This is a genomic window from Emticicia sp. SJ17W-69 (assembly GCF_051209875.1).
Lineage (GTDB): Bacteria > Bacteroidota > Bacteroidia > Cytophagales > Spirosomataceae > Emticicia.
Genome location: NZ_JBNTQY010000005.1, coordinates 1 through 17,328, shown reverse-complemented (window position 1 = coordinate 17,328; position 17,328 = coordinate 1). Strand labels below are relative to the sequence as shown.

The 17,328-nt window shown below is 33.1% G+C and carries 12 protein-coding genes and 1 pseudogene; 8 read left to right on the top strand and 5 right to left on the bottom strand.

Going from position 1 to position 17,328, the window contains the following annotated elements; genetic code table 11:
* Positions 1-5 precede the first annotated feature (5 nt).
* From ACQUQZ_RS25150 to ACQUQZ_RS25140, 3 genes are all read left to right on the top strand, one after another.
* Complete coding sequence (locus ACQUQZ_RS25150; protein WP_435357986.1) at positions 6-1,820, top strand: hypothetical protein; 1,815 nt, start codon at positions 6-8, stop codon at positions 1,818-1,820.
* Positions 1,821-1,914: 94 nt separating this feature from the next.
* Positions 1,915-6,570: a hypothetical protein gene (locus tag ACQUQZ_RS25145; RefSeq protein WP_435357985.1), complete on the top strand. Its 4,656-nt coding sequence runs from the start codon at positions 1,915-1,917 to the stop codon at positions 6,568-6,570.
* 453 nt (positions 6,571-7,023) lie between these two features.
* Positions 7,024-7,182: a hypothetical protein gene (locus ACQUQZ_RS25140; protein WP_435357984.1), complete on the top strand. Its 159-nt coding sequence runs from the start codon at positions 7,024-7,026 to the stop codon at positions 7,180-7,182.
* Between the two features lie 15 nt (positions 7,183-7,197).
* On the opposite strand, the gene ACQUQZ_RS25135 is transcribed toward ACQUQZ_RS25140, so the two are convergent.
* The 3 genes from ACQUQZ_RS25135 to ACQUQZ_RS25125 all read right to left on the bottom strand — a co-directional run bounded on the left by ACQUQZ_RS25135 (position 7,198) and on the right by ACQUQZ_RS25125 (position 7,957).
* A complete protein-coding gene (locus ACQUQZ_RS25135) occupies positions 7,198-7,419 on the bottom strand; it encodes a Dna2/Cas4 domain-containing protein (protein WP_435357983.1) in 222 nt (73 codons plus the stop codon).
* Positions 7,343-7,615 carry a hypothetical protein gene (locus tag ACQUQZ_RS25130; RefSeq protein WP_435358014.1) on the bottom strand — a complete coding sequence of 91 codons (273 nt, stop codon included), beginning with the start codon at positions 7,613-7,615 and terminating at the stop codon, positions 7,343-7,345. Before ACQUQZ_RS25130 ends, ACQUQZ_RS25135 begins: the two co-directional genes overlap by 77 nt.
* Positions 7,616-7,828: 213 nt before the next feature.
* Entirely contained in the window at positions 7,829-7,957 is a 129-nt protein-coding gene (locus tag ACQUQZ_RS25125) for a hypothetical protein (protein ID WP_435357982.1), read from the bottom strand.
* Between the two features lie 544 nt (positions 7,958-8,501).
* On the opposite strand from ACQUQZ_RS25125, the gene ACQUQZ_RS25120 reads away from it, so the two are divergent.
* The 4 genes from ACQUQZ_RS25120 (at position 8,502) to ACQUQZ_RS25105 (ending at position 14,512) form a co-directional block, all read left to right on the top strand.
* Positions 8,502-9,698 (top strand): ATP-binding protein, encoded by a 1,197-nt coding sequence (locus ACQUQZ_RS25120; protein ID WP_435357981.1) that lies wholly within the window; start codon positions 8,502-8,504, stop codon positions 9,696-9,698.
* A 502-nt stretch (positions 9,699-10,200) separates the two neighbouring features.
* Positions 10,201-11,160, top strand: coding sequence for a ParA family protein (locus ACQUQZ_RS25115; RefSeq protein ID WP_435357980.1), 960 nt, complete (start codon positions 10,201-10,203; stop codon positions 11,158-11,160).
* A gap of 26 nt (positions 11,161-11,186) precedes the next feature.
* Positions 11,187-12,245, top strand: coding sequence for a hypothetical protein (locus ACQUQZ_RS25110; protein WP_435357979.1), 1,059 nt, complete (start codon positions 11,187-11,189; stop codon positions 12,243-12,245).
* A gap of 857 nt (positions 12,246-13,102) precedes the next feature.
* On the top strand, positions 13,103-14,512 hold the full coding sequence (locus ACQUQZ_RS25105) for a replication initiation protein (RefSeq protein ID WP_435357978.1): 1,410 nt from the start codon (positions 13,103-13,105) through the stop codon (positions 14,510-14,512).
* 21 nt (positions 14,513-14,533) lie between these two features.
* On the opposite strand, the gene ACQUQZ_RS25100 is transcribed toward ACQUQZ_RS25105, so the two are convergent.
* Together ACQUQZ_RS25100 and ACQUQZ_RS25095 are read right to left on the bottom strand one after the other, a co-directional pair.
* On the bottom strand, positions 14,534-15,298 hold the full coding sequence (locus ACQUQZ_RS25100; RefSeq protein ID WP_435357977.1) for a replication initiation protein: 765 nt from the start codon (positions 15,296-15,298) through the stop codon (positions 14,534-14,536).
* A 393-nt stretch (positions 15,299-15,691) separates the two neighbouring features.
* Positions 15,692-16,414 (bottom strand): NUDIX hydrolase, encoded by a 723-nt coding sequence (locus ACQUQZ_RS25095; protein ID WP_435357976.1) that lies wholly within the window; start codon positions 16,412-16,414, stop codon positions 15,692-15,694.
* 304 nt (positions 16,415-16,718) lie between these two features.
* On the opposite strand from ACQUQZ_RS25095, the pseudogene ACQUQZ_RS25090 reads away from it, so the two are divergent.
* Positions 16,719-17,328: pseudogene (locus ACQUQZ_RS25090) on the top strand (hypothetical protein); the annotation flags it as partial.

Here is a 17,328-nt window from a genome sequence, read left to right as displayed (position 1 = left end):
AAATCATGAAATCCACCCTATACACACTTCTTTGTTTTTTATTAAATTTAAATCCAGTTTATGCACAGGTTATTTCACCCGATAAATTTGGCATAAAGGATTTTATACCCGATGATTTAAAATTGTTGGGAAATGTAAAAACGATTAAGATATATAATAAAACCTCCGATGAATTAGCTCAAGATAAAAAGAATAAAGACTTTCAGCTTAACTCTGTCTATCATTTTAATAAATCAAAAAGGCTAATTAGCGACTATAATTATTCTATTTATGGAGAACGTCACACTACCTACTTTTATAAAAATGAGTCTTTTCCTTTAGGGTATTTGACCGTTTCTACGCCTAATTCTAATGGTATTTATAGAGACACCTCTTTTACTTATTATCATTTTGATAACTCCCAACGCTTATTAGATGACATTACTGTTGAAGTTAATAGACCAAATATAAGAAATTTTGTTAGCTATAAGTATAAGCAAAAAAACGACAAACTTTTAGTTGATTTATTTAACTATGGTTCAGATTCATTATTAATCTATCAAATTCAAACAGTTTTTGATGCAAATGGCAATGAAATTGAAACAAAAAGCTTTAATGTGGACGAATTTGATACCATAGGCTCTAATCCTTACACAAAATATAAATATATTAAAATAGGAAATACCTACAAACTTAAAAGAAAAGACATAGATGGCGGGCATTACAGGGAATACTATGACTATACTTATGATAATTCTGGAAGAATAATAGAAGATATCGAAGCTCATGCTTCAACAACTATTAAAAAATATATCTATAATATTAATGGTTTTGAAGTATTTGAAGATAATTATGCCTATGGAAAAGACATGGGCTATGCCAAATATGACAATTGGGACAATTTGGTTTTTAAAGGTTATTTAGATAAAAAGACAAGAGTATTAAGAAGTGATTATTACCATGTAAAATACAAATATGAGTACGACCAGCAAGGTAATTGGATTACGAGATATGAGTATAGCAAAGAAGACCCAAGCATAAAAGAGTTCTTAAAAGAAATTATCCACCGTGAAATTACCTATTACAAAGAAAACGAAGTGTCTTTAAATAATGAACCACTAAACCTAAAATTAGTAGATTTCGCTCTTTCTTCCGTGAAAAGTATTCCAGAATATGCTAAGAAAAAACGTCTGAAAATATTAGAATACCAACGAAAGATTAAAGAAGGGAAATACGGAAAAGAAATTTCAATAAAAAAAGCTAAAAACATAGAAGCCTTTACTCCCTTACTTTGGACAATCGTCCAAGAAATTAGCGGAGATATTTTGGGTGATAGTACATCCGAAAAGGTTGTTGTTTATAAGAAACCTAAACAATCAGATGAAGAAGCAGAGCATTGTTTAGCTATTTTTCAAAAAAATGGTAATGAATGGATATTAAATGGACAGTTTTTTAATCTGATTCAAGCGTACCAATTTGGAGGCGAGTCAAGTGTTGATATTGAAAGAAAGACTATAGTTATTTCTGATGAGATTACAAGCGGGTGGAATACTTTTAATACCTATCGGTATCGTTTTCAAAACAATGATTTTTATTTAATTGGAGTCTCTATCTCAAGTGGAAAGTGTGATGAATATATCCATTTTGATTATAACTTAAATACTGGAAAAATCGAGTATGAACATAGCTTTGAAGATTGTTCCGAAGAAGAAAACCTTAAACTTCCCAAGAATATTAATCTTAAAATGAACAAGAAGCTCACACAACTGCCTTTAATGAAAGATTTTACTCCTGGCTCAAACGAAATGAAGCTTACAAAAAATGAAGAAGTTTACTATTAGACACAATCATAAAAATTCCCTAAAAGTTTGTGACTTTTATCGTCAAATTTCGTACAAATAAGATATTTTGGTTACTTTTTAGACACAACAATTTATGCAAAAAACTATCCACCTTATACTCCTTTGCATTTTCCTTTCTATCGCTGCATTTGCTAATGAAGAACCAGTTAGATCATCAAGAAAAAAGCCTAAATATATATATCAACCACGCCACGATGGTAAATGCTTTTTCATGGCTCCAAAGATAACAATCGCACAACCAACTCAAGCAGCAATTGAGTCGGCAATTGCAGATGCCCAAACACAGGGGCGTATCATTAAAATAAATTCAGGTGGTTTTAGTATTCCTGCTGCTTTGAAGGAGATTACGAGTTTACCTGTTACTTTCCGCAATCAAATTGATGGTTGGAACTACTATATTACCGTTTTTGCTATGACGTTTACACCAGAGGGTTCAAAACTAACTATCGGTTGTAAATTCAATTTACCAAATAATCAATCTATCTATTTTGGAGCGAATGATATTGCTATATCAGGAAAAAATGGTTTTGTTGGCGAGCTGCCTATCTTGGAAACTACTCTTTCTGATGCTAAACAAGCTGAAATAGACGATGTGAATGGTGTATTGGCTGGAGAAACAAAATTTTATGAACTTCCGATACCTAACTTCAATGAAAAACTCACAATGGGACTTGGAAAAGAAACCAAAATACATTTTGAATGCGGTACTTTTAAAAAATTTACTCTTTCGGGCTATCTGAAATCTTTTGATATTGTCGAAAGAGAAAATAATGATGGAACTACTATCAATGACGGAAAGCCTTTACTTCTTTTTTTCGGGACAAAAGATGTATTCGACTGGCAAGACATATACTTTGATGCAAGCGTTTCGAGGTCTTTTCATCACCAAAATCTCAAAGATATTGGTTTCAATTTTTCAGCATCGAATAAAGCTATCATAGATTTAAGTAAAGTTCAAAATCCGCCTAATTTACCTAATTGTGTTATTCCTGAAAATTGGCAAGGTGTTTATTTTCCAATATTTCAAGTACGAATACCGACATTTTTCAAATTACGTTCGGGAGTAACTTTAGAAAAGAGGATGGGCAAAAATTTATTGATTGATAAAACTGGTTTATTGGGTAATATAGTTGCCGAAAAAGTCTATGATTTGCCCGAAGGTTATACTGATGAAATTAATAAATTCGATATGTCGCTTGATTTGTTATCGGCCAATTTTGTGTGTAATCAAGCACCAGATGTTTCAATGACAGGCCGAATTCAATTAGGCAAGTGTGGGACAGTAAGCAACGGATCTAATAAATTATTGTATTATAATTTTAACTATGATAAGGTACACAATGATTATACATTCTTGATAAAAGACAAAGAATCTGGCAATTATAGCAATAATAAAATTACCTTAGAAACTGGCTCTACGATTGAATTTGGTTTAAATGAAGAGGCTTTGATTTTCAATACCAAACTTCCAAAAACACCCATCATCACTACAACAGCTTATAATAATAGTCTTTGTAGCAATTTTTCAACAAATCTAAGCATTGCTGATTGCACTACAGGAATGTTTAAATGGACAACGGTAACAGGTGATGAAAATATAAATCCACTAACAATTACGCCTGTTACAACTTTAGCTGACGAACAGATTGTTTATCGTGCCAATTGTTATGATAAGTATTGTATTAGTGAAGCTTCCAACTCGATTACGCTGACTGTACATAATGGTTTACCTGATTTGTCCTTAACCAGCGATAAATCAGTGATGTGTTCAACAGAAGAAGCAACCTTGACGGTTGGAAATAACTGTGCTGGGCAAATCAGTTGGATAACACCTGAGAGTTCAACTTTTACAGTAGAAAATATATCCACAAGAAAAGTAAAATATGATGATTTTAACTCTACTCAAAATAAAGAATACAAAGTTAGATGTGAACTAAATGGTTGTATAAGTAACCAAAATATTGAAGCAAAAGCAATTATACAAATCAAAAAATCCATATCAAAGCCTATTCTTACAACATACAATAAAGATAATTCTGAAAATACCACTCATACGGTTTGCTCAGGAAATTCTATTATTATTAGTGGTTCGTGTCCTGATGCTAATGCTGTCTTTATCTGGACGAAAGGGTTAAGCAGCACTGATGCCAACCCATATACTTTAACAACCGATTCTAATAATCCTCGGAATAAAGAATATGTTTATAAAGCTTCTTGTACTTATGATGGCTGTGCATCAGAAGAAGAGTTGGTTGTCAAAGAATCTCCGATACCTAAACCTACCCACTTCTTTGCTGTTAGAAATCCTATCGAGATGGGTGGATTGGCAGAAATAGCCGCTTTGGGATGTCCACAAGGAAGTGATGTTTGGAGCAATGGGAAAACAGGTATTTGGAATGGACAGAATGGAGTAACGATGAATGAAACTTTATATGAAAATAAAACTTACACGGTTCGCTGTGTAGTAAATGGTTGCTCTTCATTACCAACAGCACCTATTACAATTTATGTTGTGCCGTGCGAAGAAGCGTTGGCCTCTCCCCGATATATTGGTAGTGATGTAAATGCTATTTTGCCAAACTCAAAAGTATCATTATCAGCTCTTGGGTGCGAATCATTATCGTATGAATGGAGCGATGGAAATGTTATGACTGACAATGGTCGTAGTAATAATTTTACGGTTTATCCATCGGAAACCACAAAATACAAAGTGCGTTGTAAAAAAGATGATAATTGTAAATCAGGTTGGACGGCTGAGTATGAAGTCAGAGTTAAAACCTGTGAAGAAGGAATCTATGCACCATCCTATATTGGAAGTGATTTAAATGATGTTTTGCCGAACACATTAGTAAAGTTATACGCAAGAGGTTGTTCCAATCAGTATGAATGGAGTCATGGAATAATATCAACAAATAATGATGGTTCAAGCACCAGTATAACAATAAATCCAAGCGAAACCACCAACTACAAAGTTCGTTGCAAACAATCTGATAATTGCAAATCAGGCTGGACAGCCACTTATGAACTTCGAGTAAAAACTTGTGAAACAGGCATTGCTCCTCCAAAAGCGATTGGCAGTGTAGATAATATTAATGATGTTTCTCCTAACACTCCATTAAAACTTTATGCAATGGGTTGTGGTAATATGACATACGAATGGAGTAATGGCACTATAAGTAGTGATGAAGGCAGTAATAATAGCAGTATTACCATTAGCCCATCAGAAAATACATCCTATAAAGTTAGATGTAAAATGGATGAAGGTTGTAAATCAGGTTGGACTGGAGATTTTGAGGTGAGGGTTAAAACATTAGATACAACACCTAACTGGATCTTCCAAAACGATATTTGTGAAAATAATCAATCTTTTAAAGTAGAAAAAGATAGTAATCCTAAAAGTACAACATACAATCAAATCCGAAAGATTGAAGGTGGTGGTTTGGATTGTAAATGTGATGGAAAATCAACCGAAGCTGTTTGGGTAAATCAAAATAAGGATGTATGTATTAAAGGATATCCATTTATGACAGAAATGGATATTAATAATTGTAGTCCAACATACAATACATTTCGCACTATTAATAAAGGTTTAAAAGATTGTTCGATTTGTGCAGGAAAGTCAACAGAATCAGTTTGGGTTGATCAGAAAAAAGATATTTGCAAAAATAACGTATCATATTTAACAGAAATGGATACCAACAAATGCAGTCCTACTTACGGAACAACTCGCACAATTTCTCAAGGAGGTTCTGCCACATCACCAAATAAACCAACTATTACCTTGAGTAAAAGTGATGTAAACGTTAATGAATCCATTTCTGTTTCATCTTCATGTCCGTCTGGAAGTTCCCTAACTTGGACTTCACCAATAGGTTTTAATGGAGGTCCTTATACAGCGACTGCCAATACAACTTTTAAAGCAAAATGTGTAAGTTCTGAAAATTGTGCGAGTGAGGAAGATAGTCAAATTGTGACAGTAAGTAATCCATGTAGTAATCCTCCTTCTGCACCGAATGTTTCCGCTTCACCAAATACTATTAATTTAGGAGAAACTTCAACACTTACAGCAACTGGGTGCAATGGAACTCTAATTTGGAATAATGATATGACTGGTAGTAGCATTAGTGTTTCTCCAAATGTTACAAAACTCTATAAAGTTTTATGTACAATTAATGGTTGCACTGGCCCCTCTCAATCTATATTAGTTTTTGTACGATGTGCTATGCCAGAAGTTTCTGCCAATCCAAAATCAATTACAACAGGTCAAAGTTCTATACTTACTGCATCTGGGTGTGCTGGCAAGATAATGTGGAATAATGATATGACTGGTACATCAATTACTGTTAAACCTACATCTACTGCTTGGTACACTGCTAAATGTACAGGCAAAGATTGTACAGAAAGTGCTGCTGTTGGAGAAACCATCGAGGTAAAAAAAGCAGAACCTTTATTCTCTAAAGTTTATATAAAAGTGAATGAGTACAGAACATACAGGCTTTTCTGGAATAATGGTTGGTATACCGAAGATTTGACTTTATATTATGACAAATCAACAACAATAAAAGTAGGTACTCAATTATATAAAGATTCAAAATTGACTGAAAAACCTCAATTTAATATTGGTACATGGGGTAGTGGTTGGACAATTTACTTTAAATACAATAATGACCGTGAAAGTTACTCTCTTTCCGAGGATGGATATATAAACGGTACTTATGGTCCAAGATAATTATTCTATGATTTTCTTTTCCTTCCTGTCTTCAGCAAGTTATTCGGCGGAAATTTTCACCATTTTATTATTCTTAGGGTAGTATAATATATTGTTTTTCTTATGTTAGGTAATAAAAATCTATTACATTTTATAAATATACCCTTTAAGTCTATTTTGATGTTGATTCCAATAACTTTCTTTAATAGTAGCATCCAAAAACGAATGATCAAGTTTCGATTACGAAAATCAAGTTTAAACAAAAACTTGATAAGTCATTGATATACAATGGCTTATCAAGTCAATCAACTCTGCCTTATATTTCCTACTTCTGTTAATATCAACAATTTTTAATATATTCTACATGAATATCAACGCCACTCTTATCAATTATCTGCATTTATGCCACCGAAAACGATGGCTGCACGCCCATGCCATACGCATGGAGCATACATCTGACTCAAAGGGGTAGGATTGTTTCATTACAAACCTGAGCCATTAGATTATCGTAGGAGTGATAAATCCGAACAAGAATTAATTGATAAATTGCTTGCTACTACAGATGCTTTACAAGTTTTAGGCTTAAATATAGATAAAATCGCTTTTGGGTTCAAGTATGATCCTGACATTTAACAATCTATAAAAGTGTCAACAGTTTTCGAGCGAAATAATTTCGATTGCTTTCAAAATCGAACTTTCTATTTTAGCGTCATCTTCTTCGCTCAACTCTACTCGTTCGGTTTGGCGTAATTTCGGGTACTCAATTTGTCCATAATGAGCCTTAAGGTTATTCTTACGCAATAAATACAAATAAAACTGCACCTGAGCCACATGAGCCAACTCTTTGGCTGTAGTTTTTTTTGGTTTCATTAACCGCACCTCGAATCGTATCAAAAAAAACATTTTTTGCTTTGCAAGTCACAAAACTCTTATCATTAAAAACTTCGGCCGAAATCTCCAATTCTTGATTTTTATCGGCTTGTTGCAAGTAACTTGTTTCACCAATCAATTTACCTTCGGCCACAATATCAGGTTCGTAAATGCCTTTGAATGTAAATAATGCCAAATTTATCTTGCACTAATTGGTCGATTTCTCCTAACCTCCAGAAATCTTTTGTGCTCAATTCGGTTTTCAAGGTTATTTTTTGTTCAGAACTTAGTTTACTCTTTGCTCCACCTCCTTTACCTTGTTGATTAACTATGCGATCCTCTTTCTTTTATTCCAGTCCTCTATCCATTCATATACCATTGGTAAGCTAATGCCTGTGAAAATACTAACTTATTCGTTTTTTTTCTCCGAATTGACTAATTTTAGTGTTAGGCATTTAAAGTCTTTGCTATAACTATTACGATTATTCATAAACGGTTGAAGACGCTCCGATTCATCAACTGATACCCGTTTTCGCATTGTTGTATTTTTTGTAGTAACAGTTTAACTAAGTAATTTCACAATCTATAAAAAACTTGAGTTTTACTTTTTACAAGAAGAGTAAATACAATTTTGAAATTGATGTAACTTCGACAACTTTCCATTATTTAGTTGGGAATTAAAGGCTGAATAAAATCAGCCTTTTTTATTAATCCATGGACTATTTAACATAAAAAGACTTATTGAATCTGAAAATTTCCATAAACTGACCATTTTTTGTAAAATAAGAGTGTAAAAATAATTGAGCAAGCCCGATGATCCATTGATTGATAAATCCTCAAAGACTTTTCCGACTTATAACATGGCAATTCCTGACCTGTTTAGAGCTGATTTATTTATGAAGTAATTTAATGAACGTTGATCAAAAGAAAATTTACCTTCCATAATTACCTCTGGGTGACTTTAAGCGAAGAAGACGAAACAAAAATAGAAAATATAATTTTGTTGGTGTATAGGAGAATATTTTTTGTTTTGAAATGAAAACAAAAAATACTTATATTTGTATTGAATACAAAACAAATATATGGAAAAACTTTTTTCATTTCAAGACAATTTACTCCGAAATATCAAGTCGGATTTTAAGAGGTATCTTTATGACAGTATCTCATTCGATGAACGTATGATTGCTATCAAAGGTATCAGAGGGGTTGGTAAAACGACCCTACTTTTGCAATATTTGAAAACCCAAAATCTCAATAAATCACTGTACATTACGGCCGACCATCCATGGTTTTATACAAAAACCCTATTAGATACTGCCGAAGAATGGCACAAGTTGGGTGGCAGACTTTTGATAATTGATGAAGTACATAAGTATAAAAGCTGGTCTTCGGAATTGAAGAATATCTACGATGGCTTTCCTGATATGCAAATAATTTTTACTGCTTCTTCAGCATTGGATATTTATCGGGGTGAAGCAGATCTTAGTCGCAGAGTACTTTCATATTCTTTACATGGTTTGTCATTTCGTGAATACTTGATAATCAATAAGATAGCAAATTTTAAAACATACACATTGACTGATATATTGGCGAATCATCGGGTCATTGCTGCCGAAATTATGGAACAAATCGAATCTCCGCTGGGGCATTTCAAGGCATATTTACGTCACGGATATTTACCCTTTGGGAGTAAAAAAGGAAACGAGCAAGACTATTTGACAAGGGTTTTTCAAATAATAGATGCTTGTTTAGCTTATGATTTAGCTTTTATCAATGATTATTCAGCAGAACATCAATCAAAAATAAAAAGATTGCTGGGGATATTATCGGAGACGGTTCCATATATTCCCAATATTTTAGAATTGGCAACACAGCTTCAAATAGGTCGAAACACGCTATTAATGCTTTTGCAGCATTTGGAGCAAGCTTCATTGATAAATTTAATTAATAAAACAGGTAAAGGGTTCTCTGCACTTCAAAAACCCGATAAGATTACATTAGAAAATACAAATTTCTGTTATGCCCTGAGCAATGTTCCAGATGAAGGCTCAATGAGAGAAACTTTTTTTGTAAATCAGCTTAGAAATGCAGGTAGTAGTGTGGAAGTGTCCGATACGGCCGACTATCTGATAGATGGCAAATTAACAATTGAAATTGGCGGAAAAAGTAAAAAAAAGAAACAAATAAAAGATATTGCTGATGCTTTTGTAGTAAAAGACAATATCGAAACTGGCATTGGCAATGTAGTTCCGCTTTGGCTTTTTGGCTTTTTATACTGATAGCATTGAAAATTTTAAATTTTTATCGATGTAAAAAAACATAATATCTGTTTGCACATTTGGAACTATTTACTTTTTCGCTTCTTTGGACTCTCCAATTTTGAAAACTTAACTGATTTGGTGTCGTCCAACAAATGAAAGTAATAATGATAATGAAAGGCTTAAAAACTGCCTCGATGGAATCGTTCTGCCTAAATCTCGCTTACTCAATCTGAATACCAAGTTCTGAAAAAAGAAATTGTAATGCAAAAGAATTCATCAGTCAGCACGTAATTTGGCTAAATAGAACACTTATCAATGTTGACCGAGCCGATCAACATTCAAAGCTGCTAAAAAACGAACAACTTGGTTCAGAAGATGAAAGAAAGACAACATTTAATGTGTATTCTGATTTGGCGATAATAGATAGACTCTCGGAAATAAAAATTTTCTAAAAGAAAAAAATGTTTTAAATAATCAACATTGTTAATATATTTGTTAAATATTTTAAACAAATAAAAGGATGCTCACTCAAGAAACGCTACTAAAATTTTTAAAACGTCGTTCTGCCATATCAGTTGCCACCCTCGAACGAGAAGCTGGTTTACCAAAAAACACTTTATCTGGAGTTATTAGCGGCACTCGAAATCTAAGCGAAAAGCATCTCATGGCATTGTTCCCAATCGTCACTCAGTATGGTTTCAGTAATGAGGTATTCGAGAAAGCTCGAGTTATCTCTATTATCAATCATAAAGGAGGCGTAGGTAAAACCACCACAACTGCATACTTGGGTGAAGCATTAGCCAATAAAGGTTTTAAAGTATTGCTAATCGACATCGACCCACAAGGTAGCCTAAGCGAAGTTCTTAATATTAGAGTTGGCGAGATGCAAGTATTTCACTCCCTCCTAAATTTACAAGTACCATTGGCCATTCAACCCGTAATGGAAAACTTAGACATTGCTCCCAGCGATATTGAGCTAAGTTCTGCCGAAAAAGAATTAAGTAACAAAATAGGTGGTGAACTTCGACTAAAAGTAGCAATCAGCAAGATTTCAAAAAACTACGATTTTATTCTGATTGATTGTCCGCCTTCGCTCAATATCCTTACTATCACAGCCATGCAAGCCTCTAATAGTTGCCTTATTACTACACTTCCTGAGCAACTCGCCTACAAAGGTCTCGTAGTGTTACTTGAGCGAATTGCTGAAGTACGTGCATTACTCAATCCAGCCCTCGAATTAGACGGTATTGTTTTCACGATGGTAAAAGGAAATAGTATTCATAGAGAATACAAAGAACTTATTCGTCAGCAGTTTTCTAACTTGAAAGTTTTTGATACTGAAATCAAACACCTAATTGATTTTCAAAAAGCTATGATTGACCACCTCACAATTAGTGCATTTAACAAAAACTCAGAAGCAGCTACCTCCTACGAAAACTTGGGAGAAGAATATCTATTATCATTAGACAAACGTAACTAAAGCTAAGCTCTATAAAATCAATACACATGGCAAAGAAAACATTGGCCGAAAAAATGGCCGAAAATAGCAGGTCGGTTGTAGAAGCTCTCAAAACCAACACAATTGGAAGTTTTAGCTCAACCGAGAATATTAAAAAAAATATAATCATTTTAGAAGAGCTTAGAGATCTCATTCCGCCTCTACTCGAAACCGAGTTCTTGGCATTGAAAGAAAACCTTCAAAAACATGGCTGTAAAGACCCTCTTAAGGTTTGGCAAACGAACAATCAGAGCATAAACATAACGGATAATCCAGAGGATATTGTTTATGTCTTGATTGATGGGCACAACCGCTTTCAGTTATGCCATGAATTACAGATTCCTTTCAATATCCAAATTGACAATTTTAAGTCAATCACCGAAGTTCGTAATTTTATGATTGACTTCCAGTTGAGTCGTAGAAATATTACACCTCAACAAGCTTCTTATCTTCGAGGCATACGATACAATACCGAGAAAAAAATCGTTACAAATAACCTCTTTCAAAGCAAAGAATCCAATATAATTTTACCAAATGGGCAAAATGTCCATTTGGATGATTCTGCGATTTTAGAGAACAAAAAGTTAGAACAAAAAATAGATGAACCCGATGGAATTTTACCAAATGGGCAAAATGTCCATTTGGATGATTCGAGCAAAAAAACCACCGCTCAGGAACTTGGTGAATACTTCAATGTAGATGAAAAAACTATTCGTAGAGATGCTGACTTTGCCCGTGGACTTGATAAATTTTCCCCAATTTTTCGTAAAGAAATATTAGCTGGGCAAGTAAAAGTCGAAAAATCAAAAATTCAGAAAATTGGCAAAGTAAAGGATTTAAGTGGTACGATCAACTCGCTCGACGAATTAGAAACAGTATATCAGACGCTCAGTACAGAAATAAGTACTCAAGTTCCTTCAAAATACAGCCCTAAAAGCGAAAAGCTGATTCAAGAAAGATACTTAAAACTCACCGATTCTCTAAACAGAGCATACGAAACAAAAACAAACAAAGAAATCAATGCTTTAAAAACTGCATTTACCAAATTTTTAGAAGCAATTAGCTAAATATAAAAACGCTCAAAAGTGAATATTCCTACTTTTGAGCGTTTTGGGATCTATCAAACCTTACTTTTAAGTACCACCCCTTAAAATTTATCAAAATATCATTTTTGTATTTCATACCGCCTTTTTTTAGTTATATAAAACTACTTTTATGGTGTCCAGTCATAAATTTCAACCAAAAAAATACATAACGTATTCGTATTTAGTTGTAAATTTATACAAAAACTACTTTTATGGTGGCTGTTTTAGCCTATACTTTTCAATATTCAACCAGTAACCTTCATCACTTAATAAAAACTACCTTTATGGTGGCTCAAATTCAAATTAGCTTATAATTATTAGTTTTATACCTTCACACAAACTTATTTATATGATGTCATCATTGCTTTTTTTTAAATATATACAAAAACAGGACTTCCTTTTATTTTCTTTAAAACTACTTTTATGGTGTTTGCATGTAATCTAACTTTTAAAAGTTTATTATTTTAGATTCCAAATTTTTAAAGCTATTTGGCTGTAAACCTAAGATATAAATATAATACTAATCATTTTAGTTTTTAACAACTGTTTTGTTTTACTTTCTTTATCTTTATTTACTTTAATACTTTCAGGTCTGCTAAGTGGCTGATAATCAATTATTTACAAGCGTTAAAACTACTTTTATGGTGCTTAAAACTACTTCTATGGTGTCAAAAACTACTTTTATGGTGTTAAAAACTACTTTTATGGTGGAGAAAAACTACTTTTATGGTGCTTAAAACTACCTATAAAAAATAAAAGTCGTTTTTTGCTTTTTAGATTCAATATATTCTTATATTTTTGTAAAACTACACCGGAAAAATACAAGTCGTTTTTTATAAATGAATCAACCAGAAACGTCTAAACGAGAACAAGCTTTAGTGGCAATATCAAGAGATCCTTTTAGAGTAATAAAAGGGAATCCTCTGATTGAGGCTAAGTTCGAGCTAACTCCCATACAAACAAAATTATTTTTGTTTTTACTTGCAAAGCTCGATACAACTAAGAATAGCTTCGAGCCAATGATTGTCGTCGTAAAAGACTTTCAGAAGTTTATAGGCTCAAAAGGCGACAGCCTCTATCATCACCTAAAGAAAGAGGTCGAAAAAATGATTGGTAAGCGGGTTTACTACAAAGACGATGGAGTTGAGTTAAATTCAAGCCTTATAAGTGGCTACATGTATCTTGAAAATGAAGGGGCTTTCTTGGTCGAATTTCCCAGTTTATTGAAACCTTTTTTACTACAGCTCAAGGAAAACTTTACGGTAATTGACATACGTAACATTCTTGGCCTTGATAGCTCGTATGCCATGCGGTTTTATGAAATTTGTAAAGAGAAAGAACGCTTCAAAACCTTTGAATATTCGGTCGAGCATCTAAAAGAGATGTTTTCAATAGAAAACAAATACAAAAACTACTTCGATTTCAAAGTAAAAGTGATTGTTCAGGCTCGTAACGAACTCAAAGAAAATTCCGAGTTGTATTTTGACTTCGACGAAATAAAACAAGGTAAGAAGGTAGTATCACTGCGTTTTACGGTGATTAAAAACAAAAAGAATTTGCAGCACATTGATGATGCTTCACTTTTTGGTCCTTCAAACGCCACTGAAATTTTGATTAACGAAACTTTTGAGCTTGTTAAAAATCATAACGTCAGCCTACGAACTGTTCAGGTATGGTTTGAGAAATATCCGTTTATACAAATTAAAAAAGGGGTTGATTATACACTCAGCGAATATAAGAAAGGTAAGGTGAAAGATGTAGCCAGTTATTTACAAAAAATAGTAGCAACAAGCCAATTAGAACCTGTTGCTGACAAGCAAAAACAAGAACAAGCAAAAAAACGCCAGCAACAAAAGGCAGAAAGTGACTCAAAAGATCAACTGGCTGACCGAGAGCAACAGAAAGATCAACTTAAATCTGAGTATTTCACACAGAAAAAGCAACTGGCTATCGATCTACTGACTGCTAATTCTGAGATTTATCTCAATCTTTTGAATCAACTCTCGCTTGAAAGTAAAAGCGATAAACCGAACATTCTGGCAGAATTAGCCTTCAAAAATTACCAACAAAATACTCCATTTTCCGCTAATAGTCTGGATGAGTTTTTGTTTAACTTCAAGCAAGAAGGACTTTTTCAGAGTTATATTTTTGAACAAATGAGCGTTATTTTCCCAGATTTTCAGCGTCTGAAAACGAGTTTTTTACCTAAGGCACTTGTACTAGGAATCAAAGAAATGGAGTTGTTCTAAGCATTTTTAGTGTACATAAATCTAAATTGTAGAGAAAACGAACTGAATCGCAATGACTTTTTTTCCTTGTTTTCTTTCTTTGAAATGAAACGCTACTTCGTGTCCAACGAGTTCTTTTTGAGCTTGTTGAATTACGTATCTTTTGAAATCATAGTAACGTGCATATTCAGTTTCCCCTATTCGTAGAATGCTTCGCAAAAACTCAACAGAAGCCGTATAAGTGCCGTTAGATTTCGGTACTTTTTTGAATAGTTCATACAAACACTGTGAGTAGTAACTCTTGAAATGGATGAGTTTTTCAAGATGAAAAGTATTAAATTGATTCTTTAACTTGACTAAATAGGGGTGAAGGTTCGAGTCGAATTTTAGTCTGATTAAACCTTTTCCTTTTAAATATTTAGCACTACTCAAAAGGGCAACCTGTAGGAGTCCATCTTTTTCGGAAATTTTACAAACATGCTTGATCAGATTACTGGTAGCTTTTTGTAGTTCCATATATGCTGACTCGCCTTTTAGGCCATTTGAAGCGATAATTTCACGGGCATCAACAATTATTTCGTCCAGAACTTTTACGCCATTAATTTCGACTAAATCAGTTGGTATTTGTTCGATAACTTTTATGAAAATTCTACGTTCATACAACGACATCTCGTATTGAGCCATGATAATATCATTTAGATGCTCAATTGTCTCCGCAAAAATAGGATTGATTACGTTTACTGGATTAATGGTTGCTTCAACTGTAAAAAGTTGTTGTTGTCCAAATTTGTTAGAAAAATCTGTCATTAAACTAATGTTTTTATTACACCAAATTTCTCGTTTTTAGAATTAAGAACCAAGAATATCAGACAAAAAATTTCTTGTGTGCGTGAGTGTTTCAAAATTCGTTCTCGCTTATTTTGAAAATTGAGAGAACGAAATTCTCATCTAAATCTCGTTATTTTTGTTCTATTAACAATAATTGATTCTATCACATGATATGTAAAGACAAAAGATACTATAGCTGAATACACACTAAAAGATATTAAGCAACAAAAGGCTATTTCAGAGTATGAACTCACTAATTTATTATCAAATGACTTCAAAAGTAACTTACCTTCAATTGAGGATATACGTTTACAGTTATGAACAAATGACTTGACATGTATAATAATCAAGAGATTAAAGAGAAATAAAAGATTACTTCAATTTATATAAATATGGTGCTTTATTTTTAGCACCTGTAAATTTCTTCTCAAGGCGTTCTAAAACATTAAATTCTAAAATTTTCTTTTGAAAATTGGTACGAACAAACGTTCGATCAAAAATTGTTTCGTAAAGCTCTTGAATTTCCTTCATTGTAAAAGTCTCAGGTAGAAGATTGAATGCTGTTAATTTTTCATCAAGATTTTTTCTTAAAGTTTCAAGAGCTTTCAAAATAATCTCATTATGATCCATAATCATGGGTGGTAAATCATTGATATTATACCATTCTATAGATTCGTCAAGTTCAGTCTTTTGAGGAATTACTTTTGCAAAATCTACTAATGCATAATACCCTACCGAAATAAATCTCGTTGTAAACCAGTCATATTCTTTCTGAATGTTTATGTTTTTACCTACCAAATCTATGTTAAGGTCAATCAAACGATTTATAAAATCAACGCTGTTTCGGTTCGCTTTTCCAAAAATATAGAATTGCTCCAAGTATATATTTTTAATGCCAGTTCTATCTTGTAAAATCCTTTCAGCGGCATTATCTATATCTTCATCTTGATTCACAAAACCACTTGGCAATGCCCAAAAATCGCCATTAAAATGGAGTTTGGGAATTAAAACCTTGAGTTGTTTATCGTGGTATCCAAAAATCACACAGTCGATGGAGATTTGATGAATATAGTTTTGTTCGCTTAACTTATGCATGAAGTTTATATTAAAATAATACCAATATTATTTGTGTATGCCTGAAAAAGTAATCAATTATGATTATCCATCTGTGGCAAATGGCGTACAAATTTACTTATATCCTTCAATAAATACCTTCAATTGTTGCTTTTTGATAGCCATTGAGCTGACCATTATTCAATTAAAAGTAGATTGTACTACAAAGATAAAAAATTGTATAATATTTATTGTATATTTTTTATACAATAACAAAAACATTTCATAACTTTGTTTTATGAATACAAAATATATTATCAATGCTCAGTCTAAAATTTACAGAACAATGAAAAAAACAAGCATTTTTCTTATCATATTCTTGTCATTTAGTTTGCATAATACTTTTGCCCAAAATACGTCAGTTAAAGATACACTCTTCAAAAAACCATTTGTTGATAAAGAAGAATGGAGAGATCTACCCGTGAGACATCTATATGTACATGGAGGTTTTGAAGGTACACAAACTCGTTTCTCATTTTATTTCCCCACAAAAGAACACTACAAAGGGCATTTCTTTCAATACATCACTCCCTTTCCAGATAACGAAAATCTGTCGCAAGGGGATTCTGGAGAAACTGACAAAATAGGTTTTTCGGTAAGTCACGGAGCATATTTTGTGGAAACCAATGGCGGTGGAGCCATTGATTTTGCTAACCCTCGTTCTAATGACCCAACCATCGGTGCTTACAGAGCCAATGCCGCTTCAGCTCAGTTTTCAAAAGTAGTTGCCAAAAGGTTGTTTGGCGATGCTCGTGTATATGGTTACTGTTTTGGTGGAAGTGGTGGTGCATACCGTACCATTGGTGGTTTAGAAAGTACAGAAGGTATTTGGGATGGAGCAGTCCCTTATGTTTTGGGTTCGCCAATGGCTATTCCCAATGTATTTTCAGTGCGAA

Bases quoted from the DNA above. Each gene is read 5' to 3' on its own strand.
- ACQUQZ_RS25150 (WP_435357986.1), top strand. From the start codon at position 6: ATGAAATCCACCCTATACACACTTCTTTGTTTTTTATTAAATTTAAAT.
- ACQUQZ_RS25145 (WP_435357985.1), top strand. From the start codon at position 1,915: ATGCAAAAAACTATCCACCTTATACTCCTTTGCATTTTCCTTTCTATC.
- ACQUQZ_RS25135 (WP_435357983.1), bottom strand. From the start codon at position 7,419: ATGAAACCAAAAAAAACTACAGCCAAAGAGTTGGCTCATGTGGCTCAG.
- ACQUQZ_RS25125 (WP_435357982.1), bottom strand. From the start codon at position 7,957: ATGCGAAAACGGGTATCAGTTGATGAATCGGAGCGTCTTCAACCGTTT.
- ACQUQZ_RS25120 (WP_435357981.1), top strand. From the start codon at position 8,502: ATGGAAAAACTTTTTTCATTTCAAGACAATTTACTCCGAAATATCAAG.
- ACQUQZ_RS25115 (WP_435357980.1), top strand. From the start codon at position 10,201: ATGCTCACTCAAGAAACGCTACTAAAATTTTTAAAACGTCGTTCTGCC.
- ACQUQZ_RS25110 (WP_435357979.1), top strand. From the start codon at position 11,187: ATGGCAAAGAAAACATTGGCCGAAAAAATGGCCGAAAATAGCAGGTCG.
- ACQUQZ_RS25105 (WP_435357978.1), top strand. From the start codon at position 13,103: ATGAATCAACCAGAAACGTCTAAACGAGAACAAGCTTTAGTGGCAATA.
- ACQUQZ_RS25100 (WP_435357977.1), bottom strand. From the start codon at position 15,298: ATGACAGATTTTTCTAACAAATTTGGACAACAACAACTTTTTACAGTT.
- ACQUQZ_RS25095 (WP_435357976.1), bottom strand. From the start codon at position 16,414: ATGCATAAGTTAAGCGAACAAAACTATATTCATCAAATCTCCATCGAC.